Source organism: Pauljensenia sp. OF14-1SRA (genome assembly GCF_027694595.1).
Classification (GTDB): domain Bacteria; phylum Actinomycetota; class Actinomycetes; order Actinomycetales; family Actinomycetaceae; genus Pauljensenia; species Pauljensenia turicensis_B.
The window spans coordinates 129,337-150,773 of the sequence record NZ_JAQEVQ010000004.1; the positions used below are offsets into that span (position 1 = coordinate 129,337).

General features: G+C 56.8%; 18 protein-coding genes and 1 pseudogene. 15 read left to right on the top strand and 4 right to left on the bottom strand.

The features are described from left to right. Window positions 1-130 precede the first annotated feature (130 nt). A complete protein-coding gene (locus tag PG731_RS03950) occupies window positions 131-514 on the top strand; it encodes a hypothetical protein (protein WP_270772290.1) in 384 nt (127 codons plus the stop codon). On the opposite strand, the pseudogene PG731_RS03955 reads toward PG731_RS03950, so the two are convergent. Continuing rightward, window positions 484-647, bottom strand: a pseudogene (locus tag PG731_RS03955) (terminase large subunit); the annotation flags it as partial. The gene PG731_RS03950 and the pseudogene PG731_RS03955 overlap by 31 nt on opposite strands. Before the next feature lie 705 nt (window positions 648-1,352). On the opposite strand from PG731_RS03955, the gene PG731_RS03960 reads away from it, so the two are divergent. Next, entirely contained in the window at window positions 1,353-3,290 is a 1,938-nt protein-coding gene (locus tag PG731_RS03960) for a Rib/alpha-like domain-containing protein (RefSeq protein WP_270772291.1), read from the top strand. A gap of 395 nt (window positions 3,291-3,685) precedes the next feature. Next, the gene (locus PG731_RS03965) at window positions 3,686-4,750 is read left to right on the top strand and encodes a GIY-YIG nuclease family protein (RefSeq protein WP_270772292.1); all 1,065 of its coding nucleotides are present in this window, start codon (window positions 3,686-3,688) and stop codon (window positions 4,748-4,750) included. Between the two features lie 761 nt (window positions 4,751-5,511). Here the strand turns inward: PG731_RS03965 and PG731_RS03970 are convergent. From PG731_RS03970 to PG731_RS03980, 3 genes are read right to left on the bottom strand one after another with little or no spacing between them, the layout of a single operon-like run. Further along, on the bottom strand, window positions 5,512-5,973 hold the full coding sequence (locus tag PG731_RS03970; RefSeq protein WP_270772293.1) for a septum formation family protein: 462 nt from the start codon (window positions 5,971-5,973) through the stop codon (window positions 5,512-5,514). Between the two features lie 5 nt (window positions 5,974-5,978). Further along, the gene (locus PG731_RS03975; RefSeq protein ID WP_270772294.1) at window positions 5,979-7,040 is read right to left on the bottom strand and encodes an inorganic phosphate transporter; all 1,062 of its coding nucleotides are present in this window, start codon (window positions 7,038-7,040) and stop codon (window positions 5,979-5,981) included. 3 nt (window positions 7,041-7,043) lie between these two features. Next, window positions 7,044-7,676 carry a DUF47 domain-containing protein gene (locus PG731_RS03980; protein ID WP_270772295.1) on the bottom strand — a complete coding sequence of 211 codons (633 nt, stop codon included), beginning with the start codon at window positions 7,674-7,676 and terminating at the stop codon, window positions 7,044-7,046. Window positions 7,677-7,916: 240 nt separating this feature from the next. Here PG731_RS03980 and PG731_RS03985 point away from each other — a divergent pair, with 240 nt between their 5' ends. From PG731_RS03985 to purL, 12 genes are all read left to right on the top strand, one after another. Next, a complete protein-coding gene (locus PG731_RS03985; RefSeq protein WP_270772297.1) occupies window positions 7,917-9,752 on the top strand; it encodes a phosphoenolpyruvate carboxykinase (GTP) in 1,836 nt (611 codons plus the stop codon). A gap of 157 nt (window positions 9,753-9,909) precedes the next feature. After that, the gene (locus PG731_RS03990; protein WP_442952644.1) at window positions 9,910-10,887 is read left to right on the top strand and encodes an AAA family ATPase; all 978 of its coding nucleotides are present in this window, start codon (window positions 9,910-9,912) and stop codon (window positions 10,885-10,887) included. Between the two features lie 50 nt (window positions 10,888-10,937). Continuing rightward, window positions 10,938-11,831, top strand: a complete 894-nt coding sequence (locus PG731_RS03995; RefSeq protein WP_270772299.1) for a DUF58 domain-containing protein — start codon at window positions 10,938-10,940, stop codon at window positions 11,829-11,831. Further along, complete coding sequence (locus tag PG731_RS04000; RefSeq protein WP_270772300.1) at window positions 11,821-12,291, top strand: hypothetical protein; 471 nt, start codon at window positions 11,821-11,823, stop codon at window positions 12,289-12,291. The genes PG731_RS03995 and PG731_RS04000 overlap by 11 nt, the downstream gene beginning before the upstream one ends. Continuing rightward, complete coding sequence (locus PG731_RS04005) at window positions 12,288-13,304, top strand: vWA domain-containing protein (protein ID WP_270772301.1); 1,017 nt, start codon at window positions 12,288-12,290, stop codon at window positions 13,302-13,304. The genes PG731_RS04000 and PG731_RS04005 overlap by 4 nt, the downstream gene beginning before the upstream one ends. 1 nt (window position 13,305) lies before the next feature. Beyond that, window positions 13,306-14,382, top strand: a complete 1,077-nt coding sequence (locus PG731_RS04010) for a vWA domain-containing protein (RefSeq protein WP_270772302.1) — start codon at window positions 13,306-13,308, stop codon at window positions 14,380-14,382. Further along, a complete protein-coding gene (locus PG731_RS04015; RefSeq protein ID WP_270772304.1) occupies window positions 14,372-15,469 on the top strand; it encodes a hypothetical protein in 1,098 nt (365 codons plus the stop codon). The genes PG731_RS04010 and PG731_RS04015 overlap by 11 nt, the downstream gene beginning before the upstream one ends. Before the next feature lie 123 nt (window positions 15,470-15,592). After that, entirely contained in the window at window positions 15,593-16,924 is a 1,332-nt protein-coding gene (gene purD, locus PG731_RS04020) for a phosphoribosylamine--glycine ligase (protein ID WP_270772305.1), read from the top strand. A gap of 25 nt (window positions 16,925-16,949) precedes the next feature. Then, window positions 16,950-17,861, top strand: coding sequence for a phosphoribosylaminoimidazolesuccinocarboxamide synthase (locus tag PG731_RS04025; protein ID WP_270772306.1), 912 nt, complete (start codon window positions 16,950-16,952; stop codon window positions 17,859-17,861). Window positions 17,862-17,935: 74 nt separating this feature from the next. Next, window positions 17,936-18,202, top strand: coding sequence for a phosphoribosylformylglycinamidine synthase subunit PurS (gene purS / locus PG731_RS04030; protein ID WP_006680298.1), 267 nt, complete (start codon window positions 17,936-17,938; stop codon window positions 18,200-18,202). Continuing rightward, complete coding sequence (purQ, locus tag PG731_RS04035; protein ID WP_270772307.1) at window positions 18,199-18,906, top strand: phosphoribosylformylglycinamidine synthase subunit PurQ; 708 nt, start codon at window positions 18,199-18,201, stop codon at window positions 18,904-18,906. The genes purS and purQ overlap by 4 nt, the downstream gene beginning before the upstream one ends. Before the next feature lie 103 nt (window positions 18,907-19,009). After that, window positions 19,010-21,382 (top strand): phosphoribosylformylglycinamidine synthase subunit PurL, encoded by a 2,373-nt coding sequence (purL, locus tag PG731_RS04040; RefSeq protein WP_270772308.1) that lies wholly within the window; start codon window positions 19,010-19,012, stop codon window positions 21,380-21,382. Window positions 21,383-21,437 lie beyond the last annotated feature (55 nt).

Sequence of the window (21,437 nt, forward strand, 5' to 3'; positions counted from 1 at the left end):
AGAGGATGTTTGCCCAAATAGAAACGAATAGGACGAGGCCATCTGGTGGTTTTTAGCGTTACGCGGTTTGGAGCGTAGTCAGTTTCTCGGACCCTTGGTGTTTCCCTTCTGGTCATGGAAAAATGAGTGAATGCGAAGATGGGAAAGACGCGGCACGCGGACACGACTTGGCGCTCTTTTCGCCTGCTATCTTTTACTGCCTGCTCTTACTAGAGCCGCCATCGGATTAGGCAATGCCTCCGATTTAGGAATGATGGCGTTTATTCTGCTGCTTTTCATGGTGTTTCCGCTAATCACCGTGACGTTAGCCGCCTGGGACGGAATCACGGAGGGCTTCAATGCTTTATGGATAGTGATGCCGATACTGTTTTTCATGGTGCCCATGCTCATCTTTTTCAATGAATCCGCGTTGATCTACGGGGTCGCTTATTCACTGCTAGCAGTAACAGCTAACAAGATCGGCAGCTTGTTTCACCCAAAAGCTCACAGCACCAACAGTCCCCGCAAATCATAAACTGAGCTCGAGCTGTTTCCGCATCTTATTGCCCAATCTAACGCCATGATGGTGGCGACGACTCCGTCAATTTTTCGGTGGATTTTTGCTTGTCAGACTTGATGTTGCCGGCAGGGTCGGTGCGCACCTGAATGGTAATTAACCTGATGCTTACGCACACGCATTGGTTATCAAATCTGACGTCTTAATATCTTGTAATCGGCCACAAGGTTGTTCCCTTGTGGCCGGTTTTAGTGTCGGGCCGGGAATCGAAATGGGCCCACTGTGCCACGGTGTGGCACGGGGGATCCCGTCGCCCGCTCCATTTAGTTTTAGCTAGAAGTAGCAGCCCGGAGCATGATTCATGCCGGGCGGGTTGTTAGGGTATTTGGGCTACTGCTAATTGGTGCTCTTATAAGAAGGTGTTGAGCGCGGTGCGGCCGGTGATTGGAACATACTGTTGTGCCTCTTTTTAATCTCGAATGGATGCCGTCGCATCGTTGGTTTCCAGTTCGAAAAGAGCAACTGATTGCTCACGATAAATGTGACTCAACGAACTACAAGACTCGCGCAAGCCACCCCTCACTGGCGATAGCCCATTTCTTAGTCCTGCAAATAGGAAGGATCTCATTTCTCAGTAATTACGGGAAAAATATATATAATGTACGCATAGCTTCTGTACTGCACGCATGTAGCTGAAGTCCCATTAACGATTGATTGGATTACCATGCAAAGAATTGTGAGGGTCGCGCTTTCAACGCTTACGGTAGCAGCGGCCGTAGTGGCCGGGTTCGCTACTGTCCCTAGCGCTCAGGCTGCGCCCGAGGATAGTTACGCTGATGCCCCTCAGCTTAGGCATATGGATTGGGACACGTGTCCGAATTTGCATTACATCCATGTTGCGGAGTGGACCTATTGCTTGGACGGCAACGTCAAAGGTAAAGGCGATTCTGGATCATGGTATTGGAATGATGCAGAGAAAACTCTTACGTTCGATAATTTTGTCCTCGAGCGCAAGGACTTTACCGGATCTTACGGTGCAGGCACATTCGTTGAGGTGGTATTCGATCGCTCAAAAGTTGGCGTGGAAGAACTGAATGTCAAATTCCGTGGTAACAATGTCATCGATCAACAGTCAAAGGGACACTCAGATGCACTCGCTCTGACGTTTACTATGAAGAGCGGCGGAGTTAATAGCAAGCAAGATGGTCTTAATCCGAAGGTTAATTTGATTGGCGAGTCTGCCGATGCGACTCTCACAATTAATACAGATATCTCCAACTCCGACCCTAACTACTCAACGGCTATTGAAAGCTGGGGTGGCGCGCTCACAATCGGCGGGCAAGGGACGATCAACCTTAACCCCGGATATAGCGGTGATAAAGGATTTACTGGTGCTATGGGTATTTCTGCCAGCCCTTTCACCATCACAGATGATGTAAAAGTCAACATTAAGAGTCAAATAGCCAATCCCGAGACAACGTCAACGACGTTCGGCGTCCTAGGCACATATGGATCTGCCGTACTCGCGGGCAACTCCCAACTCGATATTGATGTGCAAGGTGCTACTCGTGGCTGGACTATGGGTATGTACAGCCGCGGAGATATCACTGTCACTGAGCAGGCTTCCCTGAAGGTGCAGGCAGTATCGGCGGATAAGCAACTACTGAATGGTGTTCGAGCGGATAGGAACTTGACGTTCTCTTCAACTGAAGATGCCAATATCAAGGCTCCTGGTGGGCGCGTTTTGCGCGCTGGAGGTGCAGCAATATTTGAAGGTCCCGGCGACGTAGACGGCGAGGGCAACCCGGAGTTGTCATTGCAGGCCGCCGGCAACGTAACTATGGCTAAGGGCTATGGTGTTTTTGCGCCCGAATCTGGCAAGGTGAATAATCCTGGCGTCATTAACGCTGACGGCGAGAGAGTAAGCGAATGGCAGTTGTCCATTTTGAAACCACTCTATGAGTTGGTTGAAACATCTCCTGCTCAGGTAGTGGAGTCGCCTATGAAGGGTGAAGAGTACGCGAAACAAGGCATCCGACACGAGTACTCAGCCCCGGAAACGGTTACGGTTAACGGAAAGACGTGGCAGGTAGGGATTGACGCTTCCACTGGCCAGCTGACGGTGACTCCAGCTGCTGATGCAGTCAAGGGGGATAAGGCCGAGATTCCAGTTACTGTGACTTATTATCAAGCTGATTCCAAAGTAAAGACGCGTGAAGCTATCGCACCGGTTGTTGTATCTGAAGCGACTGCTGCTCCGCAGCCGCCAACCGTGCAAAATATGAAAGACGTCCCGGAAGGCTCTTGGCAAGAGGTGGTGATTCCGTCTTACGGTCCGGGCGAGGATGGTACCCCCAACCCGCTTGATGGGGCGTTCAAATACGACGTGACGTATGTGAACAATGATGGCGAGCCCTTCAACCCGGATGATCCTGTTAGTCGCGGGAAGAAAGCTGTTGTGACTGTGTCGCTTACCGACAAAGGCAAGGAAAGCTACACGTCACTTAAGTGTCCAGAGGGTGCTACTTGTGAGGTGAATGGCGACGGGAACGTAGTGTTCACAGTTGATCTAGCATTCAAGCCCAAGCCAGAGTCCCCTGACGAGCCGGGGGAGCCAGGGCCTTCGGAGGAGCCGAGGGGGGCAGAGCCTTCGGAGAAGCCGTCAGCTACGTCAAAGGCTCAGCACGGTCACGGTGGGCTATCCAAGACAGGTTCAGCGGATATGACTCTGCTTGGTGCTAGTGCCCTGCTTCTGCTGGCGGGTGGCTACTTGCTCAAACGTCGTCACATGTAAAATCGCATGTAACGTGTCATCACATAGCGCGCCGTGCCTCATCATGAGATTGAGGCACGGCGCGCGCGTATTTAATCCCAGACACTGAAGAATTCACAAGGGGCCGTTGCTTGAGCCTCTTCCTCACCGTGCTACCGTAGGTGTTCTGCTTCTGCTGATAGGTTGCGTCAGACCATTTTGGCAGCCAATGCCAGCGTCCCCGTAACGCTGAAGCAGGCAGTCTTGTAAGCGGGCACCTCAATTGATGTTCTGGCAAATACTATCTGCGATGTGCGCAAGGATCGCGAAATATGCGCAACCTTTTGAAACCTGCCTAGCCTGTGGCAAAAATGGGTTACAGTGCTTTCAAATACGGGAGTTGTTTGGTTTATTTAGCGTTATAAAGGTAAAACAAGATGGAACCCGAGCGGGAGAGTGCTTCGCGCACGTCTTTGGAAGAGCTTGAAACAATGCCGATTGCCAAGGTCGCTTCGGACGTTAACGAGACATCCTCCGAACTCAAATACGCTCGGTTTCCAGTAAGAGAACTGGATTCCATTTCAGCTCTTATCCCGCATAACCGGCGAGGAATTTACGTGCTCGAGTTTTCTAACGGCGAGTTCTATGTTGGCCAGGCAAAGAATGTGGTGACGCGTTTTGCTCAGCATCGACATGGAAATACTAATCATGTGGATCCGTGGACAGACGTGGAGAAGCTTTGGTTTATGCCGGTGCCTGCGGTGATGAGTTTGGACTCGATTGAGTATCAAGAGATCCAACGCTTCCGCGCAGATGCTAAACGCTTGCGCAACCGTCTGGGGAATGTCGGGCATGACCAGCCCTCCAGCCTGGATCTGGAGATTCCGGTTGAAGATCAGCAAGCCTGGGCCCTAGGTGATGGTCCTTATGATTTACGAGGGGCGCGGCAACGTTTGGAAGGCTTCGGGAGTGAACCCACGAAATTCGCCAGGCTAGTTCCTAACGAGTATCAGGAGCCAATTTTGCGTGATATTGCTTTTGCCTTGAAGGAGCTAGTTCCAAGCGCTGTTGAGCTTGAGGGGGAGTACTGGACTCTAACGGATTGTCCAAGCACAAGTGGGGGCCGTTGGGCCACGTTGAGTACGGGCTTTATTGAGCTCTTGTTCTTCCCTCGCACTTGTGAGATTCCAGACCAGAAGGCGACAAAGCTGGAATCCGTTGAAGGTGTCGGCTGGTTGAACACGGTTCCAGGAACGATCTTGCAAGGCAAGACAACCGGTTTTTGGGCGTTTGAATATGAGTCTTCGTATAGAGGGTTCTTGGATGCCTGGGCGATCACCGCTACGTATCCGTCAGCGAATTCGGATGCGATTAACTACGCGGTAGGAGACCTCGAACAGTTTTGTAACCAATATCCCGAGGTTCTTGAAGGAGCTAGAAAATTCGCTTTGCAAGCTATGCGGCAAAATACATTCAGGAATGTTCAAGCGCTGGCATTCTAAGTCGCTGGTTCGTGATGTTTACCAATACGCGATTAATCAACAAAGTGGGGGATTCAAGGGACAGCTGTAAACTGTAGCGCTACTTATCCGTAGATGTTTCATGGGGCGAGCTTGCGCTGAACTTCTCGTCTGAGAACTTGCTGGCCTAGTCCGGGATTACTGCTACTTTCACACTGATGCGGTCGCGGAGGGCGTCGTAGGCTGAATACACGTCGCTGAGTGCAAACTCGTGGGTCACAATCGCGTCAACGTTGAGCCCCTTTCTTGGCCAGAGGTGCGGGCCTGATCAGCGTCCTAAAGTCGAGCTTTCCAAACCCTCATCAGGTCGGGCGTTTTGATTTGCAGTCGGGTGGTCGGTCAAGACGTCCCCAATCGTCTGCGTGAACCCAGTCGTTATCTGCGATCCAAGCTCACCAAGTTCCCGGCTGCACTTGGTGCGACGGTTTTGCGTGTTTGGGCTTGGATGTGTCGCGTGGGGTGTAGTTGGTGTGGTGGTGGGGTTGGTTTTGGTGCACCGGCTGCACTTGGTGCGACGGTTTTGCGTGTTTGATCCTGGATTTGTCGCGTGGGGTGCAGGTAGTGGCGCTCACCAACTGGCTTCGCTTCCTCATCGACGAGGCCGCTTCCACCGCAATCCGCTTAACCGTATCTGATGGCGGAGTGAACAGCTAAACATCGGTAAAACACAAGGGGTGGGGGGCGTCTCGCAGAGACGCCCCCCACCCCTTGTATACAGCGTCAAACCCGAAGAGAACCGAGCCCTACAAGTTCGAATCCTTCACGGACTGCGTGAGCTTTTGATCGCCCTGGGCGTACACAACGCACGCAATATGACGATCTCCGTCCTTCCAAGACTGTTCAGTCGGAACAAGCCACGACACATCCAACGATGACGTCACATAGTCTGACCCAACATAGGCGGTAAAAGAGGAAACACAGGCCTCTTCAGCTTGCGAGTTCAGTTCAGAATCGCCAGGGAACGCATCATCAGCACCGTTTGGGCTTGTCTCAACAATGGCTGAAACCTCGCCCCGATGTTCCTCGGAACAAGACGTGTGATCGATCGTCACCGCCGTCTTAGTGTTCGGCAGCTGAATACAATCGCCGACCTTTAAATCAAGGACAGACGAACTCGAACACCCTGCCATTAGTGCAACGGCTGAAATAGCGAACGCGCCCGAGCCGGTGGCGCGGGCCGTTCGGCCTCGTAAATTGGTGAACACTATCGTCACAGTCCAACAACCGCGTGAACGATGAAGTACACGATCGCTGCAACCGCAGCAGCAGCCGGAAGGGTCAAGAACCAACCGACCACGATGTTGCCAGCAACACCCCAGCGGACAGCCGAGAAACGCTTCGTCGCACCCACGCCAAGGATTGCCGACGTAATCGTGTGCGTCGTGGAGATCGGAGCGTGAAGAACGAATGCGGACAGGTACAGAACAATGGCGGACACACCTTCGGCGACGAAGCCACGAGCCGGATCCAGATCGATGATCTTACGGCCGAGCGTACGCATAATGCGCCAGCCGCCGGCGTATGTGCCCAGTGAAATCGCACCTGCGGCAGCGAGCTTGACCCACAGTGGAATCGTGAGGTCACCCGTCACCGGGTCAATCACGTTGTGCGTCTCGCCGTAGCCACCGGCGATCAGCGCCATCACAATGACGCCCATCGTTTTCTGAGCGTCCTGCAGGCCGTGGCCAAGGGCCATTGCTGCAGCTGACAGAGTCTGAAGAATACGGAAGCGACGCATCGTGCGGTGATAGGGCAGATTCTGCAACAGCCTCATCAGGCCCTTCATGAGGAAGAATCCCAGAAGGAAGCCGATCACCGGGGACGCGAACATCGGGATGATGACGTGCTGAAGAATTCCAATCCACTTCACTTGGGTCGCTGAAGCAAGGCCAGCGCCCACCAAACCACCAATCAAGGCGTGCGATGACGACGATGGAAGCCCAAACCACCATGTGATCAGATTCCACACAACCGCACCGACCAGAGCGCCCAGCACAATCGCCAAGCCCTCTCTCTGTTGAAGAACGTCGGACGAATTCGTGTAGTGCGAGATATCGATGATGCCCTCACCGATAGTCTTTGCGACCTCCGTGCCCAAAAGTGCGCCAATAATGTTCATGACAGCAGCCATGAGGAGAGCGGCTCGCGGGGTCAGTGCCCTGGTGGACACGGAAGTTGCGATTGCATTCGCCGCATCGTGGAAGCCGTTGGTGTAGTCAAAACCAAGAGCAATAATCACGACCAGCGAGACCAGGACCAGATTAAGATCCACGGGTCAGGATTCCTTCACCGCAATCGTTTCAACGCAGTTTGCGAGGTCTTCGAATGCGTCGGATGCCGATTCTAGGACCTCAACAAGGTCCTTTAGCTTGATGATCGTCACCGGATCGAGGCCGGAATCGAAGATCGAAGTGAGAGCACGACGGTAGGTCGTGTCACCTTCGTTCTCAAGGCGGTTCAGCTCAACCCAGAAGTCGCGCATGTCCAGTGGGGACTTTAGGCCGGGGATCTGCTCTGCCGTCAGCGCTGCGCAACGAGTCAAGATATCGATCTGCTCGTGTAGAAGCGAGCGTACGTAGTCCGGTAGGTCGTTCAGACCGTACATGACGTAGAGGTCGCCGGCCTCGTCGATCAGGTCCATGCAGTCGTCGAGGCACGAGGCCAAGGCGCCAAGGTCTTCACGATCGAAGGGGGTGATGAAAGTCTGGTTGATGAGGTTCAAAATGTGGTGATTAATCTCATCGCCGGAGTGTTCGACCTCGTGCAGTTGATCGCGCATTGCGACCTGTTCCTGCGGTGAGGAGTCAAGGATTGACGAAAGAATCGTCGTGCCGGAAACAAGGTTCGCGGCCTGCTGTGAATACAGGTCGAAGAAGGACGGGCCGTCAGCGGCCTTACGAAGTCCCACGATTTTTCCTCCTGAGGATTGGGGATGCGTTCCACAACGCACTTACAGATTAAGGCACTCGAGGCGTTCAGATGAATGAAGGAAGACGAACGGATACCGACGCGCCATGTTTGTGAAGTGTTGCACACATGTCCACGGGACTTATCGCCCGCGCATTTTCCGTCACTATCTGGGATTATGGAACACGTAGAACAGGGGCGCACCCGTCGCCCTGGAATACCGAAAGCCGCAGGAGGCAAAATGTCCGTGACTGAACAGGATGTGCGAGCAGCAGCTCCGTCCAACGCTCCAGAAGACGTTCTCGCATGGGTTGCTAAGATCGCCGCGCTGACGACGCCTGATGCCATCGAGTTTGCCGATGGTTCGCAGGAAGAGTGGGATCGCCTGACCTCTCTCATGGTTGAGACTGGCATGTTCACCAAGCTCAACGAAGAGAAGCGCCCGAACTCCTTCCTTGCTCGCTCCAAGCCCTCTGACGTTGCACGCGTCGAGTCCCGTACGTTCATCTGCTCCGAAAAGGAAGAGGACGCCGGCCCGACCAACCACTGGGCAGACCCGACCGAAATGAAGGCCATCCTCAAGGAGAAGTTCACCGGCTCCATGAAGGGCCGCACGATGTACGTGATCCCCTTCTCCATGGGCCCGCTGGGCGGTCCGATCTCGCAGCTCGGCATCGAGATCACCGACTCCCCCTACGTTGTCTGCAACATGCGCATCATGACCCGCATGGGCACGGCTGCAATGGACCTCATCGCTGAAGGTGCAACCTGGGTCCCCGCCGTTCACTCCGTGGGCGTTCCGCTCGAAGAGGGCCAGGTTGATGACAACTGGCCGTGCAACGACGAAAAGTACATCACCCACTTCCCCGAGACCAACGAAATCTGGTCCTTCGGCTCCGGCTACGGCGGCAACGCCCTGCTCGGCAAGAAGTGCTTTGCTCTCCGTATTGCTTCGACCATGGCTCGTCGCGATGGCTGGATGGCAGAACACATGCTCATCCTGCGCCTGACCCGCACCGAGACCGGCCAGCAGTTCCACGTCACCGCTGCGTTCCCGTCAGCATGTGGCAAGACCAACCTCGCCATGCTCCAGCCGACCATCCCGGGTTACACCGTTGAGACCGTCGGTGACGACATCGCCTGGATGCGCCCGGGCCCGGATGGTCGCCTGTACGCAATCAACCCGGAAGCCGGCTTCTTCGGCGTTGCACCGGGCACCTCGTACGACACCAACCCGATGGCTATGGACACCATGCGCGCCAACTCCATCTTCACCAACGTCGCACTGACCGACGATGGCGATGTGTGGTGGGAAGGCATCGACGGCGAGGTTCCGGCACACCTGATCGACTGGCACGGCAACGATTGGACCCCCGAGTCCGGCGAGAAGGCTGCTCACCCGAACAGCCGCTTCACCGTCCCGGCATCGCAGTGCCCGATCATCTGCCCCGACTGGGAAGCACCTCAGGGTGTGGCCATTGACGCCATCCTCTTCGGTGGCCGTCGCGCCACTAATGTCCCGCTCGTTGCAGAACAGTACGAAGCAGCACACGGCGTCTTCATCGGCGCGTCCGTTGCTTCCGAGGTCACCGCAGCAGCAACCGACGTCAAGGCCGGCTCGCTTCGCCACGATCCGTTCGCAATGCTCCCCTTCTGTGGCTACCACATGGCTGACTACTGGGGCCACTGGCTCGAGATGCAGGCAGAGCTTGGCGACAAGTTCCCGAAGGTCTACCAGGTCAACTGGTTCCGCAAGGACGAGAACGGCAAGTTCATGTGGCCGGGCTACGGCGACAACTCGCGCGTCCTCGACTGGATCGTCCGTCGTGCCGCTGGCGAGGTTGAGGCAATCGACGGTGTCACCGGTCGTTACCCGAAGTTCGAGGACTTCAACCTCGATGGTCTCGACATTGACGAGTCCGTGTGGGCCAAGCTCTTCGCGATCGATCTCGACGCATGGACCGCTGAGATGGACGACACCGAGGAATACTTCAAGCAGTTCGGTGACAAGCTCCCCAAGGAGATCACCGAGCAACTCGCGAAGTTCCGTGAGCGCATCGCAGCAGCCCGCGCCTGATTTCAGGTAGCGCTCTAGCGCACGCGATCTATACCGGTGGTCGGACCCGATGGGTCCGACCACCGGGCTTTTATATGCAAACCGTGTTCTCGGTGGCCTGCGATAAAATTTCGGTAGTACACACAATCGAGTGGGGAGGCCACCGGTGGCACCAACTATTTCCGCTGAAGAGATTGAAAAGGCCGGGGAGCTTTTAGGGCGAGTCTCCGACATCTTCTCTTCGAAAGTTGTCGGCCAACACGACCTCAAGCGTGCACTGATGGTGGGACTGCTGACTCGTGGTCACATCCTGATTGAGTCCGTACCCGGCCTAGCGAAAACGACTGCCGCCCAAACGCTTGCTTCCGCTGTCTCCGGTTCGTTCCGCCGAATCCAGTGCACACCGGACCTGATGCCTAACGACATCGTCGGTATGCAGATATGGAACCAGGCAACCGCAGAAATGACCACTCAGCTCGGTCCTGTCCACGCAAACTTCGTGTTGATGGACGAAATCAACCGTTCCAGCGCGAAAACCCAGTCCGCGATGCTTGAAGCAATGGCGGAATATCAGACAACGATTGGTGGCGTGAACTATCCGCTTCCCCAGCCGTTCATGGTGATGGCCACCCAGAACCCGATCGAGGAAGAAGGCACTTACGTTCTTCCCGAGGCTCAGATGGACCGCTTCCTTTTGAAGCAGGTTATTACATACCCCCAGCCACGCGAAGAACTTGAGATCCTGACCCGCATTGAGTCTGGCCAGATGGCGAAACCTGCTACGGGTGAGCCGATTTCGATTGAGGAGCTGGTGGGATTGCAGGACACCGTTCAGAAGGTGTTCATTCATGACACGTTGAAGGGCTACATCGTAGACCTGATTAATACGACCCGTGGTTCCGGGCCCGTTCCGTTGCCAGCGTGGGCAAATCATGTGCGCGTGGGTGCGTCTCCGCGTGGTGGTATTGCGTTGATGCGTGCCGCTCAGGCCATTGCACTCCTTGAAGGTCGTCATTTTGTTGTTCCCGACGATGTGAAGGCCATGCGTTATTCGGTGCTCCGCCACCGCATTATCCGCACGTTCGATGCGTTGGCTGACAATGTGTCGGTTGAAGGCCTGATTGATGCTGTCTTCAACGCTGTCCCCGTTCCGTGAGCCCCGCTTCACGTTATTTTGGTCGAATTCTAGGAAGCTGATACGCCGTCATGCCCGTTCGTAGTCGCGAGATCCACGCGTTGTCGTCGCGTGCGCGCTTGCCGATCATGCGCAAACTGCTGTCCATCATGGATGGGCAGCATTCCGGCGTGCGTCCGGGCCGCGGCTGGGATTTCCTTGATCTTGCCGAATATCATGCGGGTGATGACGTCCAGGATATTGATTGGGCTGCGACCGCTCGTACAGGGCAGGCGATTATTCGTCGCTATGAGTCGACGGCTAACCTGCAGGTTGTCATGCTGGTCGATATGGGACGTTCGATGGGGGCGCTTGCTCCATCAGGTGAGCCGAAGATTGATGTTGCCACCAGGGCCTGTGAGGCGATCGCATGGTTGGCGGTAGCGCGTGGCGATCAGTTGGGTGCGATTTCAGGGGATAGTGAGAAGATCACTATTTCCCCGGCGCGTTCAGGTAATGCCTATGCGGAGATGCTTCTGCGACGGATCAGGGCGACGATCAGGCTTGAAACACCCGCGTCGAATGTGACGGCGCTTCTTGAGCGAGCGCTTGTTGCGATTCGTCGTAGGTCCCTGATTGTTCTGGCAACGGATTCGGTCCAGCCGGAGCCAGGCTCGCAGGCGGATACAGTTTTAGCGAAGCTGACGCGCAAACATGCGGTGATCGTGGTGTCTGTAGATGATATGAATCCGACGGACTTGCCGAAGGGGACTCGCATTATCGATGTCGATCAGGGGCCGTTGCCGGATTTCCTGTTGGGTGACAAGCAGTTGGCCGACCAGGCAAAGTTGATCGTGTCGGCCAGGCGTCAAGAGGTCGCGTCCCTACTGGATCATCGCGGTGTGATCCGAGTGTCGGTTTCGGGCTCGAAGGACGTGCCACGTGCTCTGATGAGCGCCCTCGAAAGGGGGACTCGTGTCAGGTAACATTCTGGACGGTGTTCGCGAGCCGGTCGTGTATCCCGAGTGGATGTGGGTTGCCGGTCTCATTCTGTTCCTCATCATCGTCGCGTGGATTGTGGTGTGCCTAGTCCGCTGGTGGAAGTCGGATGCGAATCGTCCGCGGGGCCTGCGTGATCTGAGCGCCGAGCAACGTCGCGCATACCGTGACAATCTTGTGCAGATTGAAGTGAATTTCTCCGCCGGAGAATGGAACGAATCTGAGGTCCACTTGGCGGTTGCGGGCTTGATGCGCGCGCTGGGGACCGAGCGGACGGGTCGCAATCTTGAGTCCGCGACGGTCGCTGAGATTCGCGCGCTTGTGCCGATGTGGCCGGCGTACGTGCATCTGATGGAGCGTTGCGTCGAACCCTCGTTCTCCGGCCAACCGACGCGCAAATGGGTGTCGACGCTTCTTGAGTCAGCGTTGAAGGTGATCGATCAGTGAAGTTCACCTTTTTCGTTGTTCTCGTTATCGGAGCCGCCCTGGTCGCGTTGGTCGTTGGGTGGAGGCGTGCGGCCTCGTCCTCTATCGCGAATGATTCACGAGGCTGGGTGGCGCATTCCGGCTATATCTCAACGTTGCCCGGCTTTAAACGCCTGGTCAGGCGTAGTCGCATCATGCTTGCGGGCGCGATTGTCTTTTTGAGCTTGGGCATTGTCGGCGTGGCATTCAGTGCCGGGGCACCCATTGATCGCGTGATCCAGGATGAGAAGACGGCGTCACGTGACATTGTTTTGTGCCTGGATACGTCCGGGTCAATGATCCCCTACGACGGGAATATCGGCGCTGCCTTTTCGCAGATTGTCCAGCATTTTGCGGGCGAAAGAATCAGCCTGAACCTGTGGAATTCTCGCACTTTGGTGAAGTTCCCGCTGACGAACGACTACGACCTTGCGGTGTCTGAGCTCGACGAGATGAGCCGGGTCATGAAGGAAGGCTACCTGGGTGAAAGTACCGACGGCGTGTATGTCACTCAGGAGCTGATCGACTACACGGCAGCGACCGTTGATGAAGAAGAAGCCGCGTCGCTTGCAGGCGATGGCTTGGCGTCGTGTGTGCTGAGTTTTGACCACTCCGGCGAAGACCGTTCACGCCTGATTCTTTTTGCCACGGATAACGAGATCAACGGTCCACAGATTTACACGCTTGCTCAGGCGTTTGATTTTGCTCATCAGCAGAACGTTCAGGTGACCACCCTGTATCCCGGTGATGGTGACCTGCTGACTACCGAGGGCGAAGAACTGAAAGAGCTGACCGAAGACAACGGCGGTGTCTTCTATGACGCCTCCGACGCTGCGAGCGTCCAAGGGATCATCCAAGAAATCGAATCTCTGCAGCGCATCGAATTGTCCGAGCACGCGAAGGTTCTTGAGATCGATAAGCCGGCTGGCGTCCTCAGCCTTGCCGCTGTTGGCATTATCGGGTTCCTTGGTCTGCTTGCAATCGGGAGGCTCTGACATGTTCTTCCGTCCCGTGTTTTCTTTGACAGCTTTCATTCTTGTGGCGCTTGTTGGATTCTCGCTGGTCCTGCTTGGGCTGAAGCGAGGCACGCGCACATCGAAACGTGAAGCCGCCAGACGTGCCACAATCGTTGCTCTGTTGGTCTTTATGATGGCGGGTCCCTCCATTCCTGGCAAGGCAAGTGAAGTTGGCTCGGCGGCCGAAGCGTGGATTGTCATCGACCGGACAGGATCGATGGCGGGTGAAGACTGGGATGGCGATCGGCCTCGAATCGAGGGCGTCAAACAGGACGTTCAGACCATCCTTGATGCAATGCCGGGTGCTCGCATCACGATCATGGTCTGGGATTCGAATGTCAGCACGGTTCTCCCCCTGACGACGGATCGGGATGCTGCCGACAGCTATCTGACGAACCTGCGTCAGGAGCTTTCTGACTCGTCCCACGGGTCGACGCCGAATCGTCCGGCTTCAGCTCTTTTCAGTGCGCTGTATGACGCTGAAGAACAAGATCCGGATGCAATCCGTGGGCTTTTCGTTTTCTCTGACGGGGAAAGCTCGAACGAAGACGTTTGGAGTCCCATCGACGACATGAGTACGTCTTCATGGGGGTTGATAAGCCGATACGTCGACGGTGGTGCGATCATCGGGTACGGCACGAAAGAGGGCGGGCCGATGAAGGTGCGTCGCCTGACTGGTGACGCACAGAAGCGGGGATACACCGAAGACTCTCAGTCGGGCGATCAAGCAGGTGAAGTGGTCGAAGACGAGTACATTCGCGATGGTTCCGAGCCGGATTCTCCGATCGCGATTACGCGCATTGACGAGGACGCCTTGAAAGACATTGCCGAGCAAACGGGGCTGACGTACATCCACTCGCCGGCAACTGCCGAGATCAAACAGGTTGCATCGACTCTGGATGAAAACTCGCAGGTAGTGGCCACTCAGCGAGCCCAAGTGAAGGCAGCACGCTACCTGATTTGGCCGTTTGCCCTGTTCTTGGGTGGAATGCTCGCGTGGGAAACCGCGATCGTTGCAGGTAAAGCCCGAAACATGAGGAGGGCTCGTGCCATCTAAAAAGAACACCCGTAAAGCGAATAAGTACGAGGTCGCGCTTCCCTTTGGTGGGCGTACTGCCGGTGATCCTGAACGCCAGCCTGTTCCGGCAAAGCGGGAGCGAACAAAGGAAGACCTGCGCAGACTCCTTTGGTCTACTCCCCTCATTGTCGTTGCTAGCCTGATTGCGTCGTTCCTTGTGGGACTTCCCGTCTGGTCTCATCACACGCGAGGCCAGTGGCAGGCGGGCGAGTACACCCAAGCAACGGGCGAGTATTCAACGCAACGTACGTTGACGACCTACGGCCCAGAGTCATGGGTGGCGCATTACAACGTGGGCACGTCTCTTCTGAAAGACGGCAAAGCAGACAGGGCGCTCAGCGAATTGCAGATTGCTCTTGAAGGCGTCCCGAAGGCTACACAGGACGAAGAGGGGCACATTCAAGTCTTCTCTTACGAGTGTCAGGTGCGTATTAACACTGCTCTTGCGTTCGAGGTATTGGGCGATCAGGCGATGGAATCAGGCAACGGCGATGAAGCGGATCAGAATTACCAGCAGGCGGATGAAACGCTTGTCGCGTGCACGCTTGATTCCCGGTCACAAGACCCGTCGGACCCCCAGGATCAGTCCTCCGGTGGCCAAGGCGGTCAGGGCGGCGATCAAGGTCAGTCTGGCGATTCCGACCAATCGAGTTCGTCGCAGTCCGGTTTGTCTTCGGACAACGAGGCCGACCGGCAGGGTGGAGACTCTGAGCCTGACCAGGGGTCGGGTGACGGATCTGCTAATCAGGAAGAATCTTCTCAATCTGAGCAGGCAAGTAAGGCTCGCGAGCGCTTGAAGAATAAGCGTCAGCGCGCACAAGGTAAGCCAGATAAGTCGAATAATTCGCAGAGCAGCGAGTCTTCGGGCCAGAGGTCTTCCGGTGGCGGTCAAGGACAGAGCCAGCAGGGTGACTCGTCCAATCAGGACGGTGATGAAGAATCGAAGCCAAAGACCGCGGAAGAGCAACGTCGTCAAGAAATTGAACGCCGATTGCGTCGTAGCACTGACGTTGATGAGGATTCGTCTGCGACCACTCGGACCGGCGATTCGAATGGCGCATGGTAGGTCGGGTCCGGCCTCGTCAATCACGAAACTGGGTGGCGCGGAAGGTGAATTCGTGGCACGTCCCATGTCGGGCGGAATTGGACGCGTGTCGCGCCAGCTCACAATCATCGATAGGCTAAAGCCATGAAGGTCCTCTTGGTGGGAAATGGGGGGCGCGAGGTCGCCCTTGCCCGAAACCTGGTACGTACTGCAACTTCATCTGATCCGGTTGAACTGATTGTTCAGGCGGGTAACCCGGGGCTTGAGCCACTGGGGCAATCACTTGTATTTAATCCGCTGAATACGGATGATGTCGCTGTGCGCGCAAAGGCTCTCGGAGTGGACCTGGTTGTTGTTGGACCTGAGGCTCCTCTTGTCGCCGGCGTCGCTGACGCCGTTCGCGCTGAAGGGATACCGGTTTTTGGCCCGTCGAAGGCTGCTGCTCAACTTGAAGCATCCAAGGCATTCGCTAAAGAGATCATGGAAGCAGCTGGTGTTCCGACCGCTCGCGCTTTCACCTGCCGTACGACCGAAGAGGTCGAGACTGCGTTCAACGAATTCGGCGCTCCCTACGTGGTGAAGGATGATGCGCTTGCCGCCGGCAAGGGTGTTGTGGTGACCGATGATCGCAATGTGGCGCTTGCTCACGCAACCACCTGCCTGAACCGTGAAGATGGCGTTGTCCTGGTTGAGGAATACCTGGATGGTCCCGAGGTTTCTCTGTTCTGTGTCAGCGATGGCACTACTGTTGTTCCGCTGGTTCCCGCTCAGGACTTCAAGCGTGTTGGCGACGGAAACTCCGGTCCGAATACGGGTGGTATGGGTGCGTACACGCCGCTTCCGTGGCTGGATGACTCGGTTGTCGACGAGGTCGTGAAGACTGTTGCTCAGCCGACCATTGACGAGATGGCTCGTCGCGGAACCCCGTTCGTGGGCCTGCTTTACTGCGGTCTGGCAATGACGTCGAAAGGTATTCGCGTCGTCGAATTCAACGTTCGCTTCGGTGATCCTGAGACGCAGGTTGTTCTTGAACGCCTCGATTCGTCACTTGCTGACCTGCTCTACGCTGCGGCGAGGGGAACGCTTGCTCATTTGCCTGCTCCCATCTGGTCCCCGGATGCGGTGGTCACGGTTGTGATGGCATCGGGTGGCTACCCGGACACGCCCGATACCGGACATGAAATCACAGGCATTGAGGACGCGGAAGCTGTCGATGGCGTGCATGTTATTCACGCGGGTACTCGTTTTGAGATCACGTCTTCGATGGACGAGGTTGCACTGGGGTGTTGCGGGTTCGAACCCGACGAAATGCTGGTGAATTCCGGTGGGCGTGTGCTGGACGTCGTGGGACGCGGTGCAACCGTTGCAGAAGCCAGAGCCAAGGCCTACGAGGGTGTCGATTGGATCAGCTTCGCTGGTGAGCATCACCGTAAAGACATTGCAACCTGGCCGGCCGAGCTAGACGCTAAGAACTGAACTGAATAGAGACGGAGGACGCGTAATGACTGCTATGGAACTTCCAGGATGGAAACATGTGTCCTCCGGCAAGGTGCGTGACATCTACGCGCCCGCCGATCAGGAAACACCTGACCGTCTTCTTCTGGTAACGTCGGACCGCATCAGCGCCTACGACTACATTCTGCCGTCGGAAATCCCCGGAAAGGGCAAGGTACTGAACCAGCTTGCTCTCTGGTGGATGGAACAGCTACGCGACGTGATTGAAAACCATGTCATCACTGCTGAAACTGATGCCACAGATCCTTTAAGCGTTCCGGCTCCCCTCGTCGGTCGATCAGTGGTTGCCAAAGCCCTGAATATGATTCCGATCGAGTGCGTTGTTCGCGGATACCTGACGGGTTCCGGCTTGGTTGAATACAAAGAGTCGGGCACCGTCTGCGATATCGCTCTTCCCGAGGGTCTTGTTGAAGCCTCGCGCCTCGAAACCCCGATCTTTACTCCCGCTGCCAAGGCGGAACTGGGCGATCACGACGAAAACATCTCCTTCGAACGCGCAGCTGAGATGGTCGGCGAAGAACTCGCGTCTCGCCTGCGCGACGTTTCTATCGCCCTGTATGAAGGTGCTCGCAAAATTGCTGCCGAGCGCGGTGTCATCATCGCCGATACCAAGTTTGAGTTCGGGCTGGATCCCGCAACAGGCAACCTGGTCCTGGGCGACGAAATCCTGACCCCCGATTCCTCGCGATTCTGGCCCGCCGACCAGTGGCAACCCGGTCAGATCACCCCAAGCTTCGATAAACAGTACGTTCGCGACTGGCTGACCAGCGCCGAATCCGGATGGGACAAGAAGTCGGGAGAAAACCCGCCCGTCCTGCCGGAATCCGTTGTGACCGCAACTCGCGACCGTTACATCGAAGCGTTTGTTCGCCTGACCGGCGAAGAACCGACACTCTAACCATCACCACCAATAAGCGGGTCAAGCCCGTCACCCAACACGCGGAAATTCCGCACGCACAATAGGAGGACGCCGTGGGGCGAATCATCGTGGAAGTGATGCCGAAGCCGGAAATCCTGGATCCCCAGGGTAAGGCAGTGGGATCTGCGCTTCCGAGGCTTGGAATCACAAGCTTTGCTTCTGTTCGCCAGGGCAAGTGCTTCCACCTGACGGTTGACGGCCCGGTCACCGAGGAACTTCTCGCGGATGCCCGCAAGGCAGCTGAAGAGGTTCTGTCCAATCCGATTATCGAAGATGTTGTCCGCGTCGAGGCGCTGGATGAAGGCGAGGCCACCAAGTGACCAGCATTGGTGTTGTTACCTTCCCGGGTACCTTGGATGACCGGGATGCTGCGCGCGCCGTTCGCCTTGCCGGTGGCGAGCCCGTCGCTCTTTGGCACAAGGATGCCGACCTGCACAGCGTTGACGCGGTCGTTATCCCCGGTGGCTTCTCCTACGGCGACTACCTGCGGTGTGGCGCAATTGCTGCGACTGCTCCCGTGATGGGTGAAATTGTCGAGGCAGCCGGCAAAGGTATGCCTGTCCTCGGCATCTGCAATGGCTTCCAGGTTCTCTGCGAAGCGCACCTGCTTCCCGGCGCTCTGATCCGTAACGATCATCAGAAGTTTTTCTGCCGCGACCAGGAACTGCGCGTCGAAAACGCCGATACCGCGTGGACGTGTGCGTTTAGCGTTGGTGAGCACTTCACGGTTCCGCTGAAGAACGGTGAAGGCAACTTCCAAGCCTCACCGGCTGAGCTGGAGCGCCTCGAAGGTGAAGGCCACATCGTTTTCCGCTACATCGGTCTGAACCCGAACGGTTCCGCGAATGATATTGCTGGCGTGACAAACGTTGCGGGCAATGTCGTTGGTCTGATGCCGCACCCCGAACACGCGACCGAAGCGGGCTTTGGTCCGCTGGCCACGAAGGATGGCGTGCACACCGGCCACGGTGGTACCGAAGGCCTGAAGATCTTCCAGTCCGCCCTGATGGGCTTGGTGGGGTAATCCGACGTGTGACCTCGTGAATAGATACGAGGCCGCGCCCGCTGAATTTTTCACGAAACGTTCATAGACGCGAACCGAAACGTGCGTAACGAATGGAGCACTTATGACCGCGAAGGTCGAAGCAGAGAATCCTCGGGAATTGCCGGATACGACAGAAGATGCGGCCGCAACCCCCACGAAAGATATGCCCTGGAAAGAACTGGGCCTGAAGGAAGACGAATACGCCAAAATCTGCGAGATCCTGGGTCGTCGTCCCACGAACGCTGAGCTGGCCATGTACTCCGTCATGTGGTCAGAGCACTGCAGCTACAAGTCGTCGAAGAAGCACCTCGCTGAGCAGTTCGGCGAGCGCACCACCGAAGAAATGAAGCGCCACCTGTTGGTCGGCATGGGGCAGAACGCTGGCGTCGTCGACATCGGTAACGGCTGGGCGGTTACCTTTAAGGTTGAGTCGCACAACCATCCGTCGTTCGTTGAGCCCTACCAGGGTGCTGCAACCGGCGTCGGCGGTATTGTCCGCGACATTATCTCCATGGGCGCGCGCCCGGTCGCCGTCATGGATCAGCTACGCTTCGGCGCGGTTGACCACCCGGATACCCCGCGCGTCGTTCACGGTGTGGTTTCCGGCGTGGGTGGCTACGGCAACTGCCTGGGCCTGCCGAATATCGGTGGTGAAACCGAATTTGACCCGTCCTACCAGGGCAACCCGCTGGTCAACGCACTCTGCGTCGGCACCCTGCGCCACGACGACATTCACCTGGCAAACGCAACCGGTGAAGGCAACCTGGTTGTCCTCTTCGGCGCGCGCACCGGCGGTGACGGCATCGGTGGCGCATCGATTCTGGCGTCCGAAACCTTCGAAGACGGCATGCCCGCCAAGCGCCCCTCCGTGCAGGTCGGTGACCCCTTCATGGAGAAGGTCCTCATCGAATGCTGCCTCGACCTGTTCAAAGCGGACGTCGTTCAGGGCATCCAGGACCTCGGCGCCGCAGGTATTTCTTGCGCCACCTCCGAGCTAGCCTCCAACGGCGATTCTGGCATGCACGTCGACCTTGAGAACGTGCTGTTGCGTGACCCGACCCTGACCGCAGGCGAAATCCTGATGTCCGAGTCGCAGGAACGCATGATGGCAATCGTGACCCCCGAAGACAAGGAACGTTTCTTCGAGATCATCAACAAGTGGGACGTCGAGGCGTCGATCATTGGCACGCTGACCGGTGACGGTCGCCTGACCATCGACCACTTCGGACACCGTATCGTCGACGTTGACCCGAAGACCGTTGCCCATGACGGCCCGGTCTACGACCGTCCCTACGCCCGCCCGGCATGGCAAGACGAACTGCAGGCGAACACGTCCGCATCCCTGAAGCGTCCCGAAACTGGTGGAGAACTGCTCGCGGATATCAACGCGGTGATCTCCAATGTTAACCAAGCCTCTAAGGCCTGGGTCACCGACCAGTATGACCGCTACGTGCAGGGCAACACCGCTCTTGCTCAGCCCGATGATGCCGGCGTTATCCGCGTCGACGAAGAAACCGGTCTCGGCGTTGCCCTAGCCACCGACGCAAACGGCTGGTACACGAAGCTCGATCCTCGTGAAGGTGCGCTACAGGCACTCGCGGAATCCTACCGGAACGTTGCCATCGTTGGCGCCGAACCGGTTGCGATCACCGACTGCCTCAACTTCGGTAACCCCGAAGACACCGACGCCATGTGGCAGCTGGTCACCGCAATGACTGGCCTGGCCGACGGCTGCATCGAATTGGGCGTGCCCGTCACCGGCGGTAACGTGTCACTCTACAACTCGTCCGGTACCGAGAAGAACCTGCCGACCTCGTCGATTAACCCGACGCCGGTTGTGGGTATGCTCGGCATCATGAAGGACGTGACGCGTGCGAACCCGTCCGGCTTCACTGAGGAAGGCCTGGCAGTCATTTTACTCGGCCAGACTCGAGAGGAACTCGACGGTTCCGCGTGGGCACGTATCTGCCACGATCACCTAGGCGGCCGTCCGCCGAAGGTGGATCTGAAGGCTGAAGTTGCCCTCGGCAACGTGATCCGCGCCCTGTCCGAGGTCGATGGTCCGGATGGTCGCCCGCTGATCCGCTCGGCGCACGACCTGTCGAACGGCGGCTTGGCACAGGCTCTCGTTGATTCGGTGCTCCGCTTCGGAATCGGCGGTGCCTTCGACCTGACCGGTGCACAGGGTCAGAACGGTCTGAGCGACTTCGACATGCTCTTCTCCGAGTCGCAGGCGCGAGCGATCATCGCCGTTCCTGAAGGTGCACTTGAGGTGGTCTACGCTGCCTGCCAGGCAGAAGGCGTTGAGTTTGCTCGCATCGGTACGACCGGTGGCGACATGCTGGTTCTTCACGGCTCTGATCTGCTCGCTGACTCGGGAGAGTCTGTTGGTTGGATCGCCGACCTGGATGATCTTCGCGATCAGTCAGAAGCTCCTCTGCGAGACCGCTTCTGAAATTCGACTGAACTGATACGGCCCGGGGGGGGGGGGGGGACACCCACCCCCCCCC

Excerpts from the sequence above, each read along its gene's own strand:
- PG731_RS04025 (WP_270772306.1), top strand. The coding sequence starts at position 16,950 with ATGACTGCTATGGAACTTCCAGGATGGAAACATGTGTCCTCCGGCAAG.
- PG731_RS03960 (WP_270772291.1), top strand. The coding sequence starts at position 1,353 with ATGGATTGGGACACGTGTCCGAATTTGCATTACATCCATGTTGCGGAG.
- PG731_RS04010 (WP_270772302.1), top strand. The coding sequence starts at position 13,306 with ATGTTCTTCCGTCCCGTGTTTTCTTTGACAGCTTTCATTCTTGTGGCG.
- purL (WP_270772308.1), top strand. The coding sequence starts at position 19,010 with ATGACCGCGAAGGTCGAAGCAGAGAATCCTCGGGAATTGCCGGATACG.
- PG731_RS03985 (WP_270772297.1), top strand. The coding sequence starts at position 7,917 with ATGTCCGTGACTGAACAGGATGTGCGAGCAGCAGCTCCGTCCAACGCT.
- PG731_RS03965 (WP_270772292.1), top strand. The coding sequence starts at position 3,686 with ATGGAACCCGAGCGGGAGAGTGCTTCGCGCACGTCTTTGGAAGAGCTT.
- PG731_RS03995 (WP_270772299.1), top strand. The coding sequence starts at position 10,938 with ATGCCCGTTCGTAGTCGCGAGATCCACGCGTTGTCGTCGCGTGCGCGC.
- purD (WP_270772305.1), top strand. The coding sequence starts at position 15,593 with ATGAAGGTCCTCTTGGTGGGAAATGGGGGGCGCGAGGTCGCCCTTGCC.
- PG731_RS03950 (WP_270772290.1), top strand. The coding sequence starts at position 131 with ATGCGAAGATGGGAAAGACGCGGCACGCGGACACGACTTGGCGCTCTT.